Source organism: Aquabacterium sp. J223, from assembly GCF_024666615.1.
GTDB lineage: Bacteria > Pseudomonadota > Gammaproteobacteria > Burkholderiales > Burkholderiaceae_C > J223.
In genome coordinates, this window is sequence record NZ_CP088297.1 from 200,368 (window position 1) to 218,843 (window position 18,476).

18 protein-coding genes, 3 pseudogenes and 1 riboswitch are annotated in these 18,476 nt (G+C 70.2%); of the genes and pseudogenes, 13 read left to right on the plus strand and 8 right to left on the minus strand.

Annotated elements, in window-relative coordinates:
- Positions 1-78: 78 nt before the first annotated feature.
- The 7 genes and pseudogenes from LRS07_RS00895 (at position 79) to LRS07_RS00925 (ending at position 5,622) form a co-directional block, all read left to right on the plus strand.
- Positions 79-1,002: a polysaccharide deacetylase family protein gene (locus LRS07_RS00895; protein ID WP_260500168.1), complete on the plus strand. Its 924-nt coding sequence runs from the start codon at positions 79-81 to the stop codon at positions 1,000-1,002.
- Positions 1,003-1,008: 6 nt separating this feature from the next.
- On the plus strand, positions 1,009-1,983 hold the full coding sequence (locus LRS07_RS00900) for an amidase (RefSeq protein WP_260500169.1): 975 nt from the start codon (positions 1,009-1,011) through the stop codon (positions 1,981-1,983).
- Positions 1,865-2,458 (plus strand): amidase family protein, encoded by a 594-nt coding sequence (locus tag LRS07_RS00905; RefSeq protein ID WP_260501997.1) that lies wholly within the window; start codon positions 1,865-1,867, stop codon positions 2,456-2,458. The genes LRS07_RS00900 and LRS07_RS00905 overlap by 119 nt, the downstream gene beginning before the upstream one ends.
- Positions 2,455-3,747, plus strand: a complete 1,293-nt coding sequence (locus tag LRS07_RS00910) for an Hsp70 family protein (RefSeq protein ID WP_260500170.1) — start codon at positions 2,455-2,457, stop codon at positions 3,745-3,747. The genes LRS07_RS00905 and LRS07_RS00910 overlap by 4 nt, the downstream gene beginning before the upstream one ends.
- Positions 3,748-3,844: 97 nt before the next feature.
- Positions 3,845-4,276 carry a YciI family protein gene (locus LRS07_RS00915; protein ID WP_260500171.1) on the plus strand — a complete coding sequence of 144 codons (432 nt, stop codon included), beginning with the start codon at positions 3,845-3,847 and terminating at the stop codon, positions 4,274-4,276.
- Between the two features lie 244 nt (positions 4,277-4,520).
- A pseudogene (locus LRS07_RS22135) lies at positions 4,521-5,000 on the plus strand (GAF domain-containing protein); the annotation flags it as partial.
- A gap of 67 nt (positions 5,001-5,067) precedes the next feature.
- Entirely contained in the window at positions 5,068-5,622 is a 555-nt protein-coding gene (locus LRS07_RS00925; RefSeq protein WP_260500172.1) for a sensor histidine kinase, read from the plus strand.
- Positions 5,623-5,659: 37 nt separating this feature from the next.
- On the opposite strand, the gene LRS07_RS00930 is transcribed toward LRS07_RS00925, so the two are convergent.
- Positions 5,660-5,953, minus strand: coding sequence for a thiamine-binding protein (locus LRS07_RS00930; RefSeq protein ID WP_260500173.1), 294 nt, complete (start codon positions 5,951-5,953; stop codon positions 5,660-5,662).
- Between the two features lie 187 nt (positions 5,954-6,140).
- Positions 6,141-6,248: riboswitch (TPP riboswitch) on the minus strand.
- A 448-nt stretch (positions 6,249-6,696) separates the two neighbouring features.
- On the opposite strand from LRS07_RS00930, the gene LRS07_RS00935 reads away from it, so the two are divergent.
- Genes LRS07_RS00935 through LRS07_RS00945 form a run of 3 tightly spaced genes read left to right on the plus strand, consistent with a single transcriptional unit; the run spans position 6,697 to position 9,094 of the window.
- Complete coding sequence (locus tag LRS07_RS00935) at positions 6,697-7,200, plus strand: toll/interleukin-1 receptor domain-containing protein (RefSeq protein ID WP_260500174.1); 504 nt, start codon at positions 6,697-6,699, stop codon at positions 7,198-7,200.
- 4 nt (positions 7,201-7,204) lie between these two features.
- Positions 7,205-8,626 carry an SIR2 family protein gene (locus tag LRS07_RS00940; protein ID WP_260500175.1) on the plus strand — a complete coding sequence of 474 codons (1,422 nt, stop codon included), beginning with the start codon at positions 7,205-7,207 and terminating at the stop codon, positions 8,624-8,626.
- A 27-nt stretch (positions 8,627-8,653) separates the two neighbouring features.
- The gene (locus LRS07_RS00945) at positions 8,654-9,094 is read left to right on the plus strand and encodes a TIR domain-containing protein (protein WP_260500176.1); all 441 of its coding nucleotides are present in this window, start codon (positions 8,654-8,656) and stop codon (positions 9,092-9,094) included.
- A gap of 120 nt (positions 9,095-9,214) precedes the next feature.
- On the opposite strand, the pseudogene LRS07_RS00950 reads toward LRS07_RS00945, so the two are convergent.
- Positions 9,215-9,452 (minus strand): annotated as a pseudogene (locus tag LRS07_RS00950) (3-keto-5-aminohexanoate cleavage protein); the annotation flags it as partial.
- A 354-nt stretch (positions 9,453-9,806) separates the two neighbouring features.
- Here LRS07_RS00950 and LRS07_RS00955 point away from each other — a divergent pair.
- A complete protein-coding gene (locus LRS07_RS00955) occupies positions 9,807-11,093 on the plus strand; it encodes a PEP-CTERM sorting domain-containing protein (RefSeq protein WP_260500177.1) in 1,287 nt (428 codons plus the stop codon).
- A gap of 49 nt (positions 11,094-11,142) precedes the next feature.
- Here the strand turns inward: LRS07_RS00955 and LRS07_RS00960 are convergent, their stop codons facing one another.
- From LRS07_RS00960 to LRS07_RS00975, 4 genes are read right to left on the minus strand one after another with little or no spacing between them, the layout of a single operon-like run.
- Positions 11,143-11,460, minus strand: a complete 318-nt coding sequence (locus LRS07_RS00960; protein ID WP_260500178.1) for a DUF202 domain-containing protein — start codon at positions 11,458-11,460, stop codon at positions 11,143-11,145.
- On the minus strand, positions 11,457-11,816 hold the full coding sequence (locus tag LRS07_RS00965; protein ID WP_260500179.1) for a YidH family protein: 360 nt from the start codon (positions 11,814-11,816) through the stop codon (positions 11,457-11,459). Before LRS07_RS00965 ends, LRS07_RS00960 begins: the two co-directional genes overlap by 4 nt.
- A gap of 43 nt (positions 11,817-11,859) precedes the next feature.
- Entirely contained in the window at positions 11,860-12,861 is a 1,002-nt protein-coding gene (locus LRS07_RS00970) for a Bug family tripartite tricarboxylate transporter substrate binding protein (protein WP_260500180.1), read from the minus strand.
- 24 nt (positions 12,862-12,885) lie between these two features.
- Entirely contained in the window at positions 12,886-14,214 is a 1,329-nt protein-coding gene (locus LRS07_RS00975) for a sulfatase family protein (protein WP_260500181.1), read from the minus strand.
- Between the two features lie 77 nt (positions 14,215-14,291).
- Between LRS07_RS00975 and LRS07_RS22140 the strand changes: the two are divergent.
- Positions 14,292-14,669: pseudogene (locus LRS07_RS22140) on the plus strand (LysR family transcriptional regulator); the annotation flags it as partial.
- 79 nt (positions 14,670-14,748) lie between these two features.
- Positions 14,749-15,264: a LysR substrate-binding domain-containing protein gene (locus LRS07_RS00985; RefSeq protein WP_260500183.1), complete on the plus strand. Its 516-nt coding sequence runs from the start codon at positions 14,749-14,751 to the stop codon at positions 15,262-15,264.
- Here the strand turns inward: LRS07_RS00985 and LRS07_RS00990 are convergent.
- Both LRS07_RS00990 and LRS07_RS00995 read right to left on the minus strand, forming a co-directional pair.
- Positions 15,177-16,697, minus strand: coding sequence for a chemotaxis protein CheW (locus tag LRS07_RS00990; RefSeq protein ID WP_260500184.1), 1,521 nt, complete (start codon positions 16,695-16,697; stop codon positions 15,177-15,179). The genes LRS07_RS00985 and LRS07_RS00990 overlap by 88 nt on opposite strands.
- A complete protein-coding gene (locus tag LRS07_RS00995; RefSeq protein ID WP_260500185.1) occupies positions 16,694-18,376 on the minus strand; it encodes a methyl-accepting chemotaxis protein in 1,683 nt (560 codons plus the stop codon). The genes LRS07_RS00990 and LRS07_RS00995 overlap by 4 nt, the downstream gene beginning before the upstream one ends.
- Positions 18,377-18,476 lie beyond the last annotated feature (100 nt).

The window sequence follows — 18,476 nt, forward strand, 5'->3', positions numbered from 1 at the left end:
TTGTCGACAATGCCATGCAACTCCCGGGCCCCGCGGGCGCCGGGGACGAGACACGGTGCACCCGCCAGCGCAAACCCCATGGACGACGACTTCGCCCGACCGGCCTACCTCGGCCCCCTGCCCTCGCACGGGCGCTTCGGCTACCGGCCGATCACCCAGCGACCCGACCACGCCTGGCCCAACGGCGCGCGGCTGGCGGTGTACCTCGGCTTCAACCTGGAGCACTTCGCCTTCGGCGAGGGCCTGGGCGCCAACATCGGCCCGGCCTCGCCGCAGCCCGACGTGCTGAACTTCGCCTGGCGCGAGTACGGCAACCGGGTCGGCGCCTGGCGCTGCCTGGAACTGTTCGACCAGCTCGGCCTGCCGGCCGCGGCGCTGATCAACACCGCCCTCTACGACCACTGCCCCGAGCTGGTGGCCGCCTGCGTGGCCCGCGGCGACGAGCTCGTGGGCCATGGCCACAGCAACGCCGAGCGCCAGGGCACGCTGCCCGAGGCGGCCGAGCGCGAACTGCTGCTGCACTGCCGGCGCGAAATGGAACGGCACAGCGGCGTCGCGCCCCAGGGCTGGCTGTCGCCCTGGATCTCGGAGAGCCGGCACACGCCCGACCTGCTGGCCGAGACGGGCTACCGCTACACCCTCAACTGGTGCCACGACGACCAGCCGGTGCGCATGGCCACCCGCGACGGCACCGCGCTGTGGGCGGTGCCCTACCCGCAGGAGCTGAACGACATCCCGATGATCGTGGCCCGGCAGATGGACGCGAAGGACTTCGCGCAGATGATCGTCGACCAGTTCGACGAGATGCTGGAGCAGGCGCGCGCCATGCCGCTGGTGATGGGCATCGCGCTGCACCCGTACATCGTCGGCCAGCCCTACCGGCTGCGGCACCTGCGTCGGGCGCTCTCGCACATCGCCGCGGCGCGCGACCAGGGCCGGGTGTGGATGACCACGCCCGGCGCCATTTGCGACCACGTGGCGACGCTCAACCTGGACCTGTAGAACCCCATGCCGACGACAACGAGCTCTGAACACACCGACCCCAGCGCGCCGCTGTGGCGCCTGGGCGTGCAGGCCCTGACGCAGGGCTACGCCGAAGGCCGCTTCACGCCGGCGGACGCGCTGCAGGCCGTGCTGCAGCGGCTGCAGGCGGTGCAGCCGACGCTGAACCCGGTGGCCACGCTGGACGCCGAGCGCGCGCTGCAGGCCGCGCAGGCCAGCACCCAGCGCTGGCAGGCCGGCGCGCCGCGGTCGGCGCTGGACGGCGTGCCCGTCAGCGTCAAGGACAGCCTGGTCACCGGCGGCCTGCGCACCACCTGGGGCAGCCGCGTGTTCGAGCAGCAGGTGCCGGTGGACGACGAGCTGCCGGTGGCGCGGCTGCGCCAGGCCGGCGCGCTGCTGTTCGCCAAGACCAACGTCCCCGAGTTCACCGTGCAGGGCTACACCGACAACGGGCTGTTCGGCACCACCCGCAACCCGTGGAACCCGGCGCTGACGCCGGGCGGCTCGTCGGGCGGCGCGGTGTGCGCGGTGGCCAGCGGCGTCGGCCCGCTGGCGCTGGCCACCGACGGCGGCGGCTCCATCCGCCGCCCCGCCGGCCACTGCGGCCTGGTCGGCCTGAAGCCGACCACCGGCCGCATCCCGCGCCACGGCGGGCTGCCCGAGATCCTGCTGCACTTCGAGGTCGTGGGCCCGATCGGCCGCACCGTGGCCGACGTGGCCACGATGCTCGACGTGCTGGCCGGCCCCGACCGGCGCGACGCCGCCAGCCTGCACCTGCCCCCCGCACGCGCCGCGCGCGGCGCCGCCGCGGCTGCGCGTGCTGCACCTGCGCCAGGTGGCCGACGGGCCGGTGGACCCGGTGATCGACACCGCGGTGGCCGAGGTGGCGCGCCGCTTCGCCGCGCTGGGCCACGAGGTGCACACGCAGGACCGCTTCGACCTGCCGGCGGTGATCAACCAGGCCGTGTGGCCGGTGCTTAGCCAGAGCGGCGTGGCCTGGCTGCTGCACGACCGGCCCGGGGCGCTGGACCTCGTCGGGCCCGGTGCACGGGCGATGGCCGAGGCCGGCGCCGCCCTGCCCGCCACCGCGCTGGTGCAGGCGCTCAACACCGCGCGCCGCGTGCAGGAAGCGGTGCAGCGCCTGTTCGAGGACTTCGACCTGCTGCTCACGCCCACCGCCGCCGCCATGCCCTGGCCGGCGACCGAGGTCTACCCGCCGGTGATCGACGGCCGGCCCGCGGGCCCGCGCGGCCACGCCGCCTTCACCGCCTTCGTCAACGCGGCCGGCGTGCCGGCGCTGGCGCTGCCCGCGCCCGCGGCGCCCGACGGCCTGCCGATCGGCTTCCAGCTCGTCGGCCGCCATGGCGACGACGCGCTGCTGTGTGCCATCGGCGCGGCCTACGAGGCGGCGCACCCCTGGGCGCACCGCTGGCCGCCGTCGCCCGGCGACGCATGACGGCATCCGCACCCTGGTGCGCCATCGACTTCGGCACCTCCAACTCGGCCATCGCGCTGCCGGCGGACGGTGAGGCCGGCGTGCGGCTGGTGCCGCTGGAAGGCGAGCACGTCACCATGCCCACGGCCGTGTTCTACGCGGCCGACGAGGAGCGCCCGCACGCGGCGCCGCGGCAGCTCTATGGCCGCGCCGCGCTGGCGGCCTATGTGGACGGGCTGGACGGCCGGCTGATGCGCTCGATGAAGAGCATCCTCGGCTCGCCGCTGGCCGAGCAGCACACCGACGTCGGCGGCGGCCGGGCGGTGCGCTTCCTCGACGTCGTCGCGGGCTACCTGCGCCACCTCAAGGCGGTGGCCGAAGCGCAGGCCGGCCGGCCGCTGCAGCGGGTGGTGCTGGGCCGGCCGGTGTTCTTCGTCGACGACGACCCGGCGGCCGACCACGCGGCGCAGCAGGCGCTGGAACGCGCCGCCCGCGAGGTGGGCTTCGGCGAGGTGCACTTCCAGTACGAACCGATCGCCGCGGCGCTGGACTTCGAGCGCGGCGCCACCACCGAGCAGCGCGTGCTGGTGGCCGACATCGGCGGCGGCACCTCGGACTTCTCGCTGGTGCGCGTGGGCCCGGGGCGCCGCGACCGGCTGGAGCGGCAGGACGACATCCTGGCCAACCACGGCGTGCACACCGCCGGCACCGACTTCGACCGCCGCGTGGCGCTGGAGGGCGTGTACCCGCTGCTGGGCCACCGCGGCCGCAGCCCCGAGGGCCGCGAGGTGCCCAGCCGCGTCTACTTCGACCTGTCGACCTGGCACCGGATCAACACGGTGTACGCGCCGCAGCGGCTGGCCGAGCTGCGCCGCATGCGCGACTTCTACGCCGAGCCGGCGCACCACCGGCGGCTGATGGCCGTGCTGGACGAACGCCTGGGCCATGCGCTGCTGGGCCGGGCCGAAGCGGCCAAGATCGCGGTGGCCGAACACGGCCGCGCCGACATCGACCTTTCGCTCATCGAGCCCGGCCTGCACGTGGCGCTGGACGAGCCGCGGCTGCTGCAGGCCCTCGCCGCCGACCTGGACCGCATCGTCGCCGCCGCCCGCACGACGGTGCAGGACGCCGGCGTGGCGCCGGACGCGGTCGACGCGCTGTACTTCACCGGCGGCTCCACCGGCCTGGGCCCGCTGACGCAGCGCCTGGCGGCGGCGTTCCCGCGCGCCGTGGCGCGGCACGGCGACCGCTTCGCCAGCGTCAGCCAGGGCCTGGGCGAGCACGCGCGCCGGCTGTTTGCGACGGCGTGACCGGGGCGCTTGTCGATCGCACCCCTTCTCGCGCGTCGTGCAACAGCGGGGCGGACGGCCGCCCCGGATCGTTCCAACCCGACGCAAGGAGGCCCAGATGCCGAGGTTCATGGTGATGGTGAAGGCGACGCCGGACAGCGAAGCGGGCGTGATGCCCACCGAGGCCGAGTTCGCCGCGATGGGCGCCTTCAACGAGGCGCTGGTCAAGGCCGGCGTCATGGAGGCGGGCGAGGGCCTGCACCCCAGCTCGCGCGGCGCCCGGGTCGCGTTCTCGGGCAAGGACCGGCGCGTCATCGACGGGCCGTTCGCCGAGACCAAGGAGCTGGTCGCCGGCTTCTGGATCTGGAACTGCGCCTCGCTGCAGGAGGCGATCGAATGGGTCAGGAAGTGCCCGAACCCGATGCGCACCGACTCCGAGATCGAGGTCCGCCAGATCTTCTCGGCCGAGGACTTCGGCGAGGCGCTGACGCCCGAGCTGCGCGAGCAGGAGGAGCGGCTGCGGCAGCAGGTGGCCTCGCGCGCCGGCTGACGCACGCGCCCGCGGAAGAGGGAACGCACGCGGGCCCGGGCAAGTCCCGGGGCTTCGGCGCGGGGTGTGTCACCATCGGCGCTCCCCGATGTCCCAGGGAACCCCGCCCGTGCAGTCCCCCCTCGCAGATCCCCCCGGCAGCATCACGGCCGACGAATCGGTCGACATCGCGGCCGACCTGGCCGCGGTGGCGCGCATCGAAGCCGTGCCGTCCATCCTCAAGGTCATCAACGAGGTGACGGGCATGGGTTTCGCCGCGGTGGCGCGGGTGTCGAACCAGCGGTGGACCGCCTGCGCGGTGCACGACGCCATCGGCTTCGGCCTCAAGGCCGGCGACGACCTGCCGCTGGAGACGACGCTGTGCCGGGAGGTGCGGGTGGCCCTGTCGCCGGTGATGATCGAGCACGTGGTGGAAGACCCCGTCTACCACGACCACCACACGCCGCGCCTCTACGGCTTCCAGAGCTACATCTCGGTGCCCATCATGCTGGGCAACGGCGAGTACTTCGGCAACCTGTGCGCGATCGACCCCAAGCCGGCGCACGGCCTGAAGGCCCGCACGCTCGAGCTGTTCACGCTGTGCGCGCGGCTGATCGGGCAGCAGCTGGACGACGAACGGCGCCACCTGCGCACCGGCGACGCGCTGGCCGAAGCGCTGAGCACCGCCGAGCTGCGCGAGCAGTTCATCGCCGTGCTGGGCCACGACCTGCGCAACCCGCTGAACACCGTCAGGACCATCGCCGCCCTGCTGCAGCGGCCCAACGTGCGCGACCCCCGCCAGCCTGGGCGACATGCTGCTCAAGAGCGTGAGCCGCATGTCGTCGCTCATCGACGACGTGATGGACTTCGCCCGCGGCCGCATGGGCACCGGCATCGAGTTGCGCCTGCAGACCGAGGCGAACGCCGAGCAGGCGCTGGCCGACGTGGTGACCGAGCTGCAGCTCGCGTCGCCAGGGCGGGCCATCGAGGTGCGGCTGGACATCGGCGCGCCGTTGCGCTGCGACGTCTCGCGGCTGCAGCAGCTGCTGTCCAACCTGGTGGGCAACGCGCTGGCCCATGGCGCGGCGGAGCATCCGGTGGTGGTGGAGGGCCGCTCGCACGCCGGCTGGCTGGACCTGAGCGTGCACAACCGCGGCAACGTCATCCCGCCGGGCCAGCTGGGCCGGCTCTTCGAGCCCTACTGGCGCGCCGGCCAGCCCAACCACCCGAGCGAGGGACTGGGGCTGGGCCTGTACATCTGCGCCGAGATCGCCAAGGCCCACGGCGGCCGCATGGCGGTGACGTCCGACGACGCCGACGGCACCCGCTTCACCGCCCACCTGCCGCTGGCCGGGCCGCCGGACTGAGCGGGCGGCGCCGGCGCGCGGCTCGCCGCGCGCGTCGTCAGCGGCGGAACTTGCGCACCAGGTCCTCCACCGTCGGTCCGCCGGCCTGCGCGCCGCTGGACACCTTGATGACGCTCAAGGTTCGCTCGGCGCCGGCCTCCAGCGTCGCCTGGTGCACCGCCTGCAGCAGCGCCCACACCTTGTCCGGCGGCCCCTCGACCACCGTGCCCAGGCCATGCACCTCGTGCTTCAGGCCCGACGCCTGGATCACCGCGATGGCCGCGTCGACGTGCTTGTAGCGGTCGGCGGCGGTGCCGGCCGGCCGCGGGATGACCTGGATCTCGGCCAGCATGTGGCCGCTGGGGGTGGGGGGTGGTGGTGGGCGCCGACGGAGCGGGCTGCGCGAAGGCCGCGGCGCAGGCGGTCAGCGACAGCGCCAGCAGCGAACGGCGGAAGACCGAGCGGGAGAAGAAGGTGGGATGTTGTGCCATGTGCTTCCAGCAGATGGCAGGTCGGCGAGCGCTCAGGGCCGCGCGTGGTGCCCCTTGAGCCTGCTTCCCTGCGCGAGGATTACCTCAATCAGGTTCAAAGGGACTGTCTCAGTCGGCACGAGCCGTTCGGTCGTGCCAACACCCCCAGCGGATGCCGCGCTGGCGCGTTGATGCGACGGGCGAGGCGTGGGAATTGTATGAGTCGCTGTGAGGCAAGAGCCTTATCGCGTCAAAAGTGCGCCCAGTGACCGATCCGGACGGACCGCAGTCACCGGATTCTGCCTATAGAGAAGATCGCAACGGTCGACGACCTGAAATTCAGTTATTGGAGGCATACGGGGCGCGATGATTTTGTCACCGAACAATCCGCTTGTTATAGCGCTGACAGCCGCTCCTCCACGGTTGGTCCAAGACCCTGCATTCGGCCTGAGCCAATTCAACGCGCCATCAACTCAACGCTCTCATGCAATGAGGCGGAAGCCTCACCTATCCGGATGACTGCGCGAACCTCGCTTGACGGTTAGACTAATGGGAGAAGTTGCGGGTCAACTTCAGATATATTGTTTTTCACTAACCGAGCATTCCGAGCGTCAGGGATATAGAGATGACAGTCTCCCAGTACGATCTAAGAAGCGCTGCTGCGCGCAATGTTTCTTTGAGGAATCAGCGAGGCCGAAGCTATGGCCAGAAGACAGGCTTTCTTTGCCACAGCCACAAGGACCGGGACTTTGCATTCGGTCTGCAGCAGTGGCTCAAAGAACAGGGGTTGGCGCTCTACATCGACTGGTTGGACCCATACATGCCTGATGTTCCCGATGCCACGACCGCAGATCGCATCCGCACGGTGATAAAGGGAGTAGACACGTTTCTCTTTCTCGCTACCAATGATTCGATGGGATCTCGTTGGTGTCCGTGGGAGCTCGGATATGCGGACGGCGTAAAGCGTAACGATCAAATTGCGATCGTTGCGACGAGGGACGCCTCTGGCAACTACTACGGCAATGAATACCTCCAGCTCTACCGCAGAATCGACCAATCCGCGGCTGGAAACGCGCTGTACTGGTACCACAAGGGTTCGCAGTCCCCTCAATCTTTGACAAACTTCTGAGCCTATGTCGCCCCAACACGTCATCGATGGGTTCATTAAGGACTTCGTCCAGGACTTGCACAATGGCAGTGCGGCGATCTTCGCTGGCGCTGGCATGTCTAAGAGCAGCGGTTATGTTGACTGGCCTGAGCTGCTACGCGACATCGCACATGAACTTGGGCTGGACGTAGCCAAGGAGCACGACCTCATCTCTCTGGCGCAATTCCATGTGAACAACAAGCGAACTGCCGACGGTCTAGCCAAGAAGATTCTCAGAGAGTTCTCAGAGCAGGCCGAACCGTCCGAGGTGCACGACATTGTCGCGCGGCTGCCGATCTATAGTTTTTGGACCACGAACTACGACACCCTCATTGAAGACGCCCTGCGACGTGCGTACAGAGTGCCGGATGTTAAGTCGCAGGTGGATCAGCTTACCCTCAGCAAGCCCAAGCGAGACGCCATCGTCTACAAGATGCATGGCGACGTCCACATGGCCCAGAACGCCATCCTGTATAAGGAGCAGTACGAGAGGTACTACGTCACTCACGCGCCCTTCATCACGGCGCTAAGCGGTGACTTGGTGTCCAAGACGTTCCTCTTCATCGGTTTCAGTTTTACTGACCCCAACCTCGACTACGTGCTGAGCCGATTGCACGGTGGGGCCACAAGGCGCACCCACTACTGCTTCATGCGCGAGGCACAGCGGGAGGTTGGCGACGACGACGAACTGTTTAGGTACAAGATCCGCAAGCAGGAGCTACGCATTGAAGATTTGAAGCGCTTCGGCATCCAGACGCTGCTGATCGACAACTACTCAGATATCAATCACATTCTGAGGAGAATCGATGGCCTGTACCGAAAGCGTACGGTGTTCTTCTCGGGCAGCGCTGAGGAGTACGGCGACTGGGCTCGTCAAGATGCGCAGAACTTCATTCATGCGGTGGCGGCCAGTTGCGTCCGAGCCAACTGTCGAGTGATCAACGGTTTTGGTTGGGGAGTAGGCAGCGCCGTCATCAACGGCGCCTTGGAGGCGATCTACGGTGACCCACAGAAATACTCAGAGGCTCAATTGATCGTTCGGCCGTTCCCTCAGCATGGCGACAACCTAAAAGACCTGTGGGAGCAGTATCGGCAGCGAATGATCAGCTTGGCAGGCATCGCCTTGTTCTTCTTTGGGAACAAGCGGGAGGGGGACAAGGTGATCAACGCCAATGGCGTTCGACGGGAGTTCGAGATTGCGCTGGAACATCATTTGTTGCCCATCCCAGTTGCGGCTACCGGCTTTATGGCGCAGGAGCTATGGAATGAAATCTCTGCCAACCCAGACGAATTCTACGGTGAGTATAAGTGGGTGGCTCCCATGGTCCAAAAGCTTCTTGATAGGAGGACTCCACCCCAGGATATGGTGAAGACCATTACTGACATCATCAAACAGTTAAACAGATAAGCACCCGGGGGTGCATGAGGGAAGCAAATGGTTCGCAAAGTTTTCTTTAGCTTCAAGTATGACGACGTGCATCGCGCGATGAATGTGCGCAACAGCAACGTTATCGGCGGCGTCATGAAATCGGGGTTCATCGACAAAGCTGACTTCGAGAAGGTCGAACGTGAAGGTGACCAAGCGATCCGAACATGGATCGACAATCAGCTAAACGGCACCACAGTGACGGTTGTGCTAGTAGGCGCCAACACGCACAAAAGCAAATGGGTGAAGTACGAGATTGACCAGAGCATTGCCCGGGGCAACGGCATTCTGACCATCGACATTAGCAAAATCGCCGATCTGCAGGGCATTACGACCAACTGTTGCTCGCTGCGTGTTCCCGGATACAAACACTACTACTGGAACAAGGATGACGGTAGGGCGAATCTTGGCGCTTGGGTTGAAGCCGCAGCCAAAGCAGCCGGCAGATAGGGCCTGTACTGCCGACGGCGGTCAAACTTCCCGTGTGGCCGCTTCACCGCTCCAGGGTGTAGCGGACCTCAGCAACGACTGACTTGACCTCGATCGGCTTCAGCGTCTGGCGGCCACCGCCTAGCGGCCCTTGTGTTGCAACATGGCCCGCGCCTCGTCGGGCATCGCGATGTCCAGCGACAGCTACTCCAGGATGCGGCGGATCCTGCGTACCTGCTCGGCGCAAGAGCGGGCCAGTTGCCCGCGGCCAAGGTACAGACTGTCTTCCAGGTCGACGTGCACGTTGCCGCCGATCACCGCGGCCATGGTCAGCAATGGGCTTTGGTGGCGGCCGGCGCCCCAGCACCGAGAAGCGGTAGCCGTAGTCGCTCCACCTTCTCCCACTCAAACCGCTACGGCTCCTACCCCAACACCAACACGCCCTCGCCGGGGCGGTGGCGCATCTCGTCGAGCCGATCGCAGGGTTGGCCGCCTAAGGCGTCCTGGTCGGGCAGCTAGATGGCCAGCAGCACCAGGCGGCTAAGCGCGTCCTGTCGGTGTGCATGTCGCGGACGTCTCATCGGCCGAGTGCTTGCCGCAGCGGCGCCTCCTCCTCACATGGGGGGCTGTAAGTACGACCGCGTATGGAGCGAGTGAGTGCACTGCGCGCTAATGGAAAAAAGAGGGACCGGCCTAGGGACGCCGGCACCGCCCATTCCGCAGGAGACATCTCTTGAACACCGCCCCCTCGAGCCGCCCTGCCTTTGCGCGCCCGCTGGCCGCCGCCGCCCTGCTGCTTGGCGCCGCCGCCGCCCAGGCCGCGCCCACCTCGGTGCTCTTCGTCGGCAACAGCTTCACCTTCGGCCGCGCCGACCCGGTGATGAGCTACAACCACCAGAACGTGCGCGACCTGACGGAAGGCATGTTGGCCACCAACGCCACCGGCAGCAACGTCTACGAGCCGCGGCCCTGGGGCGGCGTGCCGGGCATCTTCCAGCGCCTGACGTTCCAGGCCGGCCTGGACTACGACGTGGCCATGACCACGCGCAACGCGGCCACGCTGCGCGGCCACATGCTGAACACCAACCCGGCCAACTGGGACCTGCGCAGCAACCTCGCGTCGCAGACCTGGAGCCAGGTGGTGCTGCAGGAGCAGAGCGACGAGGCACTGACCCGCCGCCCTGGCCTGAATTCCAACCCGGCGCGCTTCAACAACTACGTCGACAAGATCAGCGAGTACGTGCAGAACGGAACGGTGGCCACCTACCGCGAGCGCGACTACTACGCCGGCGCCACCAACACGGAGAAGACCAACAACTGCGTGGCGGTCAGCGGTGCCAGCAGCACGGCCTGCAATGCCCAGCGCGGCACGGACGCGGGCCTGTCGGACACCTTTCGGCTGCCCGTCAATCCGAACGCCAGCGCCTCGACCGACGTCTACCTCTACCAGACCTGGGCCCGGCCCGACCTGGTGACCGGCGCCTTCGTCTCCACCACCGACGACGTGACCGGCGTGGTCACGCGGACGGCCACACCGAAGACCACCTTCTTCCCGGACCTGGAGTCGATGACCGAGGAACTGCGCCTGGCCTACGCCGGGGCGGCCACCTTGGCGGGCGACATCACCGGCATCGCGCCGGTGGGCGAGGCCTTCATGCGCGCCGTGAAGGACGGCCTGGCGACGCGCGACTTCTACGCCGCCGATGCGCTGACCGACGGCAAGATCGACCTGTGGTTCGACGACGGCTTCCATCCCAGCAAGTACGGCAGCTACCTCAGCGCGCTGACGCTCTTCGGCACGCTGACGGGGGAGAACCCGGCGCAGTTCGGCTATGGCGAGCTGGCCGCGGCCGAACTCGGCATCAGCGCGGAGGACAGCTGGGCGCTGCAGCGCGTGGCGGCGCTGCAGCTGGGCTTCGCGCCGGCCCTGCCGGTCCCCGAGCCGAGCACGGCGCTGCTCAGCCTGGCGGGGCTGGCCGCGGTGCTCGGTGGTCGGCGTTGGCGGGGTGCGCGCCGCTGAGCCCTGCCACCGTCGGCCAGCTCGGCCCAAGGGCGTGCCGGCGGCAGCGCTACCCGCCCGCCCGGCAGATCTGCAGGAGCGCGACCGCGCCCGCCAGCCACGTCGCGCCGACCACCCACAGCAGCAGCCGATGCGACACCGCCGCCGGCGCCTGGGCCAACCGGCGTTGGCGCAGGCTTCCGGCCAACGCCAGGAGCAGCGCCACCGCACCCAACGCAGTGGCCGCTGCGACGGATCGGCCATCGCCTGAGGCGAGACCCGTCCGCAGCGCGACCATCGCGTTCACGGCCATCAGCAGCGCCGTGCGGCGCCACGCCAGCGCGGTGCGTTCGGGCTGCAGCCCGGCATCTGCGGGCGCCGGCGTCACCACCGCCCGAGCAGCAGCACCGCGATCACCGTGGCGCCGATGACCGTGCTGACGGACAGCAGCAGCCCGACCCGGTCGTGCGGCAGCGGTTGGCCGTGGCGCATGGCGATCTCGTTGGCCCGCCAGCGCCGGTACGCCAGGCCGCACAGCAGGGCGGCCAGCAGTGCCAACGAGGCGGACAGACCGACCAGCACCGGGCGGGGCGTCAGGTGGACGGCCAGTTGCTCGAGCACGACGGCGCCGGCCACCAGCGCCAGCGCGGTGCGGATCCAGGCGAGGAAGGTGCGTTCGTTGGCCAGCGAGAACCGGTAGTCCGGCTCCTGGCCCTCACGGCGCCACGGGGGTGGACTGGGCACCACTGAGTCACCCACGATGCGGCTTCGGCCGTGCGCTGTCGCGTCAGTCCTGGCGCAGGCCGATCTTCTTCACCAGCGCGCCCCACTTCTTCGCATCGGCGTCCAGGCGCGCGGCGGTCTGCGCCTGCGTGGCGGCGATGACCTCCAGGTCGTTGGCGCGCAGCTTCTCGACCAGGTCGGGCTTGCGCAGCGCGTCGGCCATGGCCGCCTGCATCTGGTCGACGGTGGGCTGCGGCGTGCCGCGGGGGGCGAAGAGCACCAGCGAGAACGAGGCCTCGAAGCCGGGGTAGCCCGATTCGGCGATGGTCGGCACCTCGGGCAGCAGGGCCGAGCGCTTCGCCCCCGACACCGCCAGCGCGGTCAGCTTGCCGGCGCGCACCTGCGGCAGCACCGTCGAGCCGGCCAGGAAGCCGCAGTCCACCTGGCCCCCCATCACGTCCTGCATCGCCGGCGCCGGTCCCTTGTAGGGCACGTGGGACATCTCGATGCCGGCGGCGCTGCTGAACAGCTCGGTGGTCAGGTGGCCCGGCGAGCCCGAGCCGCCCGAGGCGTAGCTGGCCTTGCCGGCCTTGGCGCGCTGCACGAAGTCGGCCAGCGTGCGCAGCCCGAGGGCCGGGTGGCACACCAGGATCTGGCTCAGGGTGCTGGCGCGGATCACCGGCACCAGGTCGTCGACCTTGAAGGCCATGGTGCGGTAGACGAACGGGTTGACCGTCACCGTGGTGTCGGTGGTCCACAGCCAGGTGTGGCCGTCGGGCGCCGCGCGCGCCACCTCGGCCGACCCCAGGTTGCCGTTGGCGCCCGGCTTGTTCTCCAGCACCAGCGGCTGCCGCAGCACCGGCTGCATCTTCTCCAGCGCGCCGCGCAGCACGATGTCGCTCGGCCCGCCCGGCGGCAGCGGCACGACGAGGCGCACCGGCCGGTTCGGCCAGTCCGAGGGCGCCTGGGCGCGCGCCGAGGCGACGGGCCCGAGCAGGAGGACGGCGCCGGCCAGCGCCACGGCGCCACGGCGAAGGGACGGAGAAGGAAGGGTGGTCATGGGCATTGCGGTGGGCCTGGGTGTCGGGTGTCAGCGGCTGGGCATGTCGCGCACCGAATAGCCGGTGCTCACCGTCGCGTCCCCGGGAATGGCCGGCAGGCGGTCCTGCCAGTCGCACCAGGCCTGGCGCATGGCCTGCAGCCGCTCGGGCTCGCGCGACGCCAGGTTGGCCCGCTCGCGCTCGTCGAGCTCGACGTTGAACAGGTAGTCGATGTCGTCCACCCGCAGGTACTTCCAGGGGCCGTCGCGCAGGGCCCGCTGGCCGCGGTGCTTCATGCGCCAGTGCAGCGGACGGCGGAACTCGGCGCCCTCTCCCGTCAGCACCGGCCGCAGCGACACGCCGTCGAGCGGGTGGTCCACGGCGGGCGCCACGCCGGCCACGTCGAGCACGGTGGCCGTCCAGTCCATGGTCATGCAGTGCTGCGCGCTGACACGGCCCGGCGCGATGGTGCGCGGCCACTGCGCGATCCAGGGCACCCGGATGCCCCCCTCGGTGAGGTCCATCTTCCCGCCCACCAGCGGCCAGTTGTCGGAGAAGCGCTCGCCACCGTTGTCGCTGGTGAAGACGACGAGGGTGTCGTCGAGCACCCCGCCGTCGTCCAATGCCTGCAGCACGCGGCCGATGCCCTCGTCCATGTGGTGGATCATGCGGGCGTAGGTCTTCACGTTGCCGCCGTGCAGGTGGAACAGGTTGGGCGCGAGCGAGGCGGCCAGGTCCTCGTCGTCGCGGGTCTCCCAGGGCCAGTGCGGCGCGGTGTAGTGCAGGCTCAGGAAGAAGGGCGAGGCCGGCGCTTCGGCCCTCTCGCGGATCCACGCGACGGCGTGGTCCGAGATGAGGTCGGTCATGTACCCCGCCTCCTGCACTTCACGCTCGCCGTCCCACAGGTCCGGGCTGCCGTCGGTGGTGCGGTGGGTGAAGTAGTCGACACCGCCGGACATCAGGCCCCAGAAGTCCTGGTAGCCCGAACGCAGCGGCCCGAAGTGCGGCGGGTAGCCGAGGTGCCACTTGCCGATCAGCGCGGTCCGGTAGCCGGCGTCCCGCAGCAGCGACGGCATCGTGGGGTGCGACGGCGGCAGGCCCAGCACGGCGCTGCCGCGGGTGCGGGCGCTCAGGGGCTCGTCGGCGCCGCCGCGCAGGCGGTACTGGTAGCGGCCGGTCATCAGCGCGAAGCGCGTCGGCGAGCACACGGGCGAATTGGCGTAACCCTGCGTGAAGCGGATGCCGCGGGCGGCCATGGCGTCCAGCACCGGCGAGACGGCGCCGAACGCCGCCGCTCGCCCACCGTAACAACCGAGATCGGCATAACCGAGGTCGTCGGCGACGATGAAGACGATGTTGGGGCGGCGGGCGGAGGTCATCGAGACCACTGTAGATCGACGGGTGGTGCGGCGGCCAATATCAAAATCCGCCGGTCGATGACACGACGGCATTGGTGATGACCCTGCAGCAGGTGCTGGACTTCCTCTCGGTGGCGCAGCACGGCAGCGTCCACGCGGCCGCGCGCGCCACCGGCCAGACGCAGCCGGCGCTGACGCGCTCGCTGCGCCGGCTCGAGACCTCGCTGGGCACCGCCCTGTTCGAGCGCCACTCCGGCGGGGTGCGGCTGAACGAGGCCGGTGTGCGCTTCCTGTCGCATGCACGGCGCCTGTGCGCCGAGGCGCGCCACGCGCAGGAGTCCATCGCGCAGTGGCTGGGCGAACGGCTCGGCCGGGTCACCTTCGGCATCTCGGCGGCGCCCTCGCTGCTGCTGGCCCCGGGGGCGATCCAGCGCTTCCGCGCGGAGTACCCCGAGGTCGAGCTGCGCAGCCACGGCGGGCTGTACCGCACGCTGGCCCCGCTGCTGCGCGACCGGCAGCTCGACTTCGCCATCTGCCCCAGTGCCGCCGGAGGCGATGGACGCCGCGTTCGAGGCGCAGACGCTGATCGACAGCGAGATGGTGGTGGTGGCGCGGCGCGGTCACCCGCTGGCGGCCGCGACCCGGCTGAAGGGGCTGGCCGGCGCGCGCTTCGTCGTCGGGGCGCCACGCGGCCAGCCGGGCGCCGGCATCTTCGACGCCTTCGAGCGCGCGGGCCTGCCGCCCCCGAACGTGGAGCTGCACACGGACGGCCTGCTCGACACCGCCGCCGTCGTCGCCGGCAGCGAGTGCCTGGCCATGATCCCGTCCACCGTGATGCACACCGGCCTGCTGCGCGAGCGGCTCGCCATCGTGCCGATCGAGGACTGGCTGCCGGCCTACAGCGTGTGCCTGCTGCGCCGTGGCGACGTGCCGCCCACGCCCGCCGCGGCCGCCCTGCAGGCCTGGTTCGCCCGTGAGGCGGCCTACTTCAACACCCAGCGCGGGCCGGCCCGGCCGACGGGTGAACCCCCGTCGTCATCGCCCGGCGGCGAAGACGGCGGCGCGCCTTGACGAAGGGCAGCGGCAGCCGCCCCCGAACCGCTCAGCTCAGCAGCAGCGCCACGTCGTCCAGTTCGACGAGCACGTGGCTGCCGAGCGTGCCGCCGCGTGATGCGATGAGGGTGCCGACCTTGCCGAGCGCGGCCATGCGCATCTCGCCGGCCTGCACCGCCGGCCCTTGCACCCAACCGACCAGCCGCTGGACGGCGAGCGCCGCCAGGCCTGCGCCGCCGGGCAGCCGGACCACCAACGCGACCGTCGGCGACGGCGTCGCCCCCGGACAGCGCCGGCAACCGACGCAGCGGGACCAGGCCGTCGCCGACGACGACCGACACGGCTTCACCGTCGGCCAGTCGCCGTGCCAGGTCGGGCGCCAACGGCAGCACCTTCTGCACGGGGCCTGTGGGGGCGGCGCACGCGCCGCCGTTGTCGAACAGCAGGTAGGCCCCGTGCCCGCGCCCGCCGGCCCGCGGCGCTGCTGCGGCCGCGGTTCGCGGGCCTGCAACGGACACGAAGGGGGCGCGGCTGATCTCGGCCTCCGGCAGCGAGCGCAGCAGGCGGTCGACCGCGACCCGCTGGAGCTCGACACCGTCGGGCCCCAGGCTGGGGGCGAAGACCGCACCAGGCTCGTCCGGACCGTCGGCAGGGACCGGCAGCCGGGCGACCTGCAGCACCTCGTCCACGCCGGCGGCGACCTGGCGCTCGCCGTCGGTGAGGATGGCCATCAGCGGGGCGGCCTCGGGGCCCGACGGGCCGCCTGCCAGCGCGCAGAGGTCGACCATCGGCAGCTTGCGACCGCGCCAGCTGCCGATGCCGCGCACCCCCGAGCCGTCGTTCAGGCGAAATTCGAGCGGCACCGCCGGCTCCACCGCCGACACGCAGGCCGCCGGCAGCGCCCACCGTCGGCCGCCCGACCGCACGATCGCATGCGGCTGCATCGGTGCGGTCGCCGGGACCGTCCGCGGCGGCGGCCCGGCGTCCTCGCCCCAAACGGCCGCGAGGTCGAACAGGCGCTGCACTTCCAGCAGCGCCGCCAGGCCGGCATTGCCGACCCATTGCACCGCCGACTGGAACAGCTCCTCGGCATCGTCGTCGCGGTGCACGCGCACCTGCCGCGCCACCGGCAGCACGCCCTGCAGCGATGAGGCCAGCACGCCGATGCGGCGCTGCCCGGCGACCAGCAGCAGCACCAGCTGCGCGGGTGCCGCCGCGTCGTCGCCCATGCCCAGCCAACGGTTGAGGTCGATGACGGCGATCGGCCCCCAAGGGGTGTCGCACGCCCCGGCGATGGCACCGCCCCGCCGTGGCAGCGGCGTCGGCGGCCGGGTCAGCGACACCGCCTGCACCACGTGCTCGGCAGGCACGGCCACCTCATGGCGGCCGATGCGCACTCGGGCGCAGCGTGCGGGAGCCGCCCGGCGCGCCGTGTCGGGCGCGGCGCTCATGCGTGCTGCACGGCGTCCCGCTGCAGTTCCCGCAGCAGCGCCGACACGTCCTGCGTGGCGCTGGACTGCTGAGTCATCGCCTGGTGGATCTCGCCGATGGCCCGGCCGCTGTGCTCGACCTGCTCAAGGATGCGGCGGAAGGCCGCGTCGACCTGCTCGGACAGCTGAGCGCCTTCAGCCACCCGGCTGATGTTCTGGTGAATGATCTTGCCGATCTCCCGCGCCGCCTGGGCCGACTTCTCGGCCAGCTTGCGCACCTCGTCGGCCACCACCGAGAAGCCCAGCCCGTGCTCGCCGGCGCGGGCCGCCTCGATGGCAGCGTTGAAGGCCAGCAGGTGGGTCTGGCTGGCGATCTCGCCGATGGTCTCCACGATGTCGCCGACGTCGGCGGACGACTGGCGAAGGCCGAGGATGGATTCGTGCGAGCGCTGCAGCAGCTCGCTGCCGTCGCCGGCGGCGCGCTGCATCTGCTCGGCCAATTCGCTGGTGCGTCGGGTGCTGCCGGTGACGGACGCGATGGCGGACGTCATGTCCTGCAGCAGCCGGGAGCTGTCCTCCACCTTCTTCGCGACCAGGCGCTCGCGCCGCACCTGCTCGGTGATGTCCATGGCGAACTTGACCACCTTGTAGGGGCGGCCGTCGACGTCCAGGATGGGGTTGTAGGTGGCCTGGATCCACACCTCGGCGCCGTGCTTGCCGAGGCGGCGGAAGCGGCCCGATTTGAACTGACCCTCACCCAGGTCGGCCCAGAAGTCGCGGTAGGTCTGCGAGGTGATGAGCTCCGGCTCGCAGAACATGGAGTGGTGCCGGCCCGCCACCTCCGCCGGCGTGTAGCCCATGGTGCGCAGGAAGTTGGCGTTGGCCTCGAGCACGTTGCCCTGCAGGTCGAAGGCGATCACCGCCTGCGATCGACCCAGCGCGTCGAGCTTGCCCTGCGTCTCGGCCGCGCCGGTCATCTCGGCGGTGATGTCGGTGGCGAACTTGACGATCTTCAGCGGCTTGCCGTCGACGTCCAGCACCGGGTTGTACGAGGCCTGGATCCACACGTCGCGGCCGTCCTTCGCGATGCGCCGGTAGCGGCCGTTGTCCGACTCGCCGCGGGCCAGCCGCTGCCAGAACTGCTGGTATTCCGTCGACCGGGCGTAGGCCGGTTCGCAGAAGATGCGGTGGTGCCGGCCCACCACCTCGTCGTGCGGGTAGCCCAAGGCGGCGAGGAAGTTGTCGTTGGCGCGGAGCACGCGGCCCTCGAGGTCGAACTCGATGACCGCCATCACGCGGTCGATGGCCGCCATCTTGCCGGCGAAGTCGAGCTGCTGGCGGCGCACGTCGGTGATGTCGGTGGCGAGCTTCACCACGCCCGCCGGCCGGCCCTCGACGTCCAGGATGGGGTTGTACGTCGCCCGCAGCCACACCGTCTTGCCGTGCTTGTCCAGCCGCTGGTAGACGCCGGCGTCTCCCTCTCCGGCGCGCAGCCGCTGCCACATCGCCCGATAGGCGTCGCCCTGCGCGAACTCGGGCAGGCAGAACATCCGGTGGTGGCGCCCGACGACCTCGTCGGCCTGGTAGCCCATGCGGCGCAGGAACAGGTCGTTGGCGCGCACGACGTGGCCGTCGAGGTCGAATTCGACCACGGCCTGTGCGGCGTCCAGCGCGGCCAGCAGCCCGGCCTGGCGGGTCACGTCGGCGGCGGCAACGGAGGGAAGGTTGGGGGGTCATGCCAGGAGCGTCTCATTGGACCGGCGCTGCCCGGCCGGCGTGTCAGGGGGACCCGACGGCACG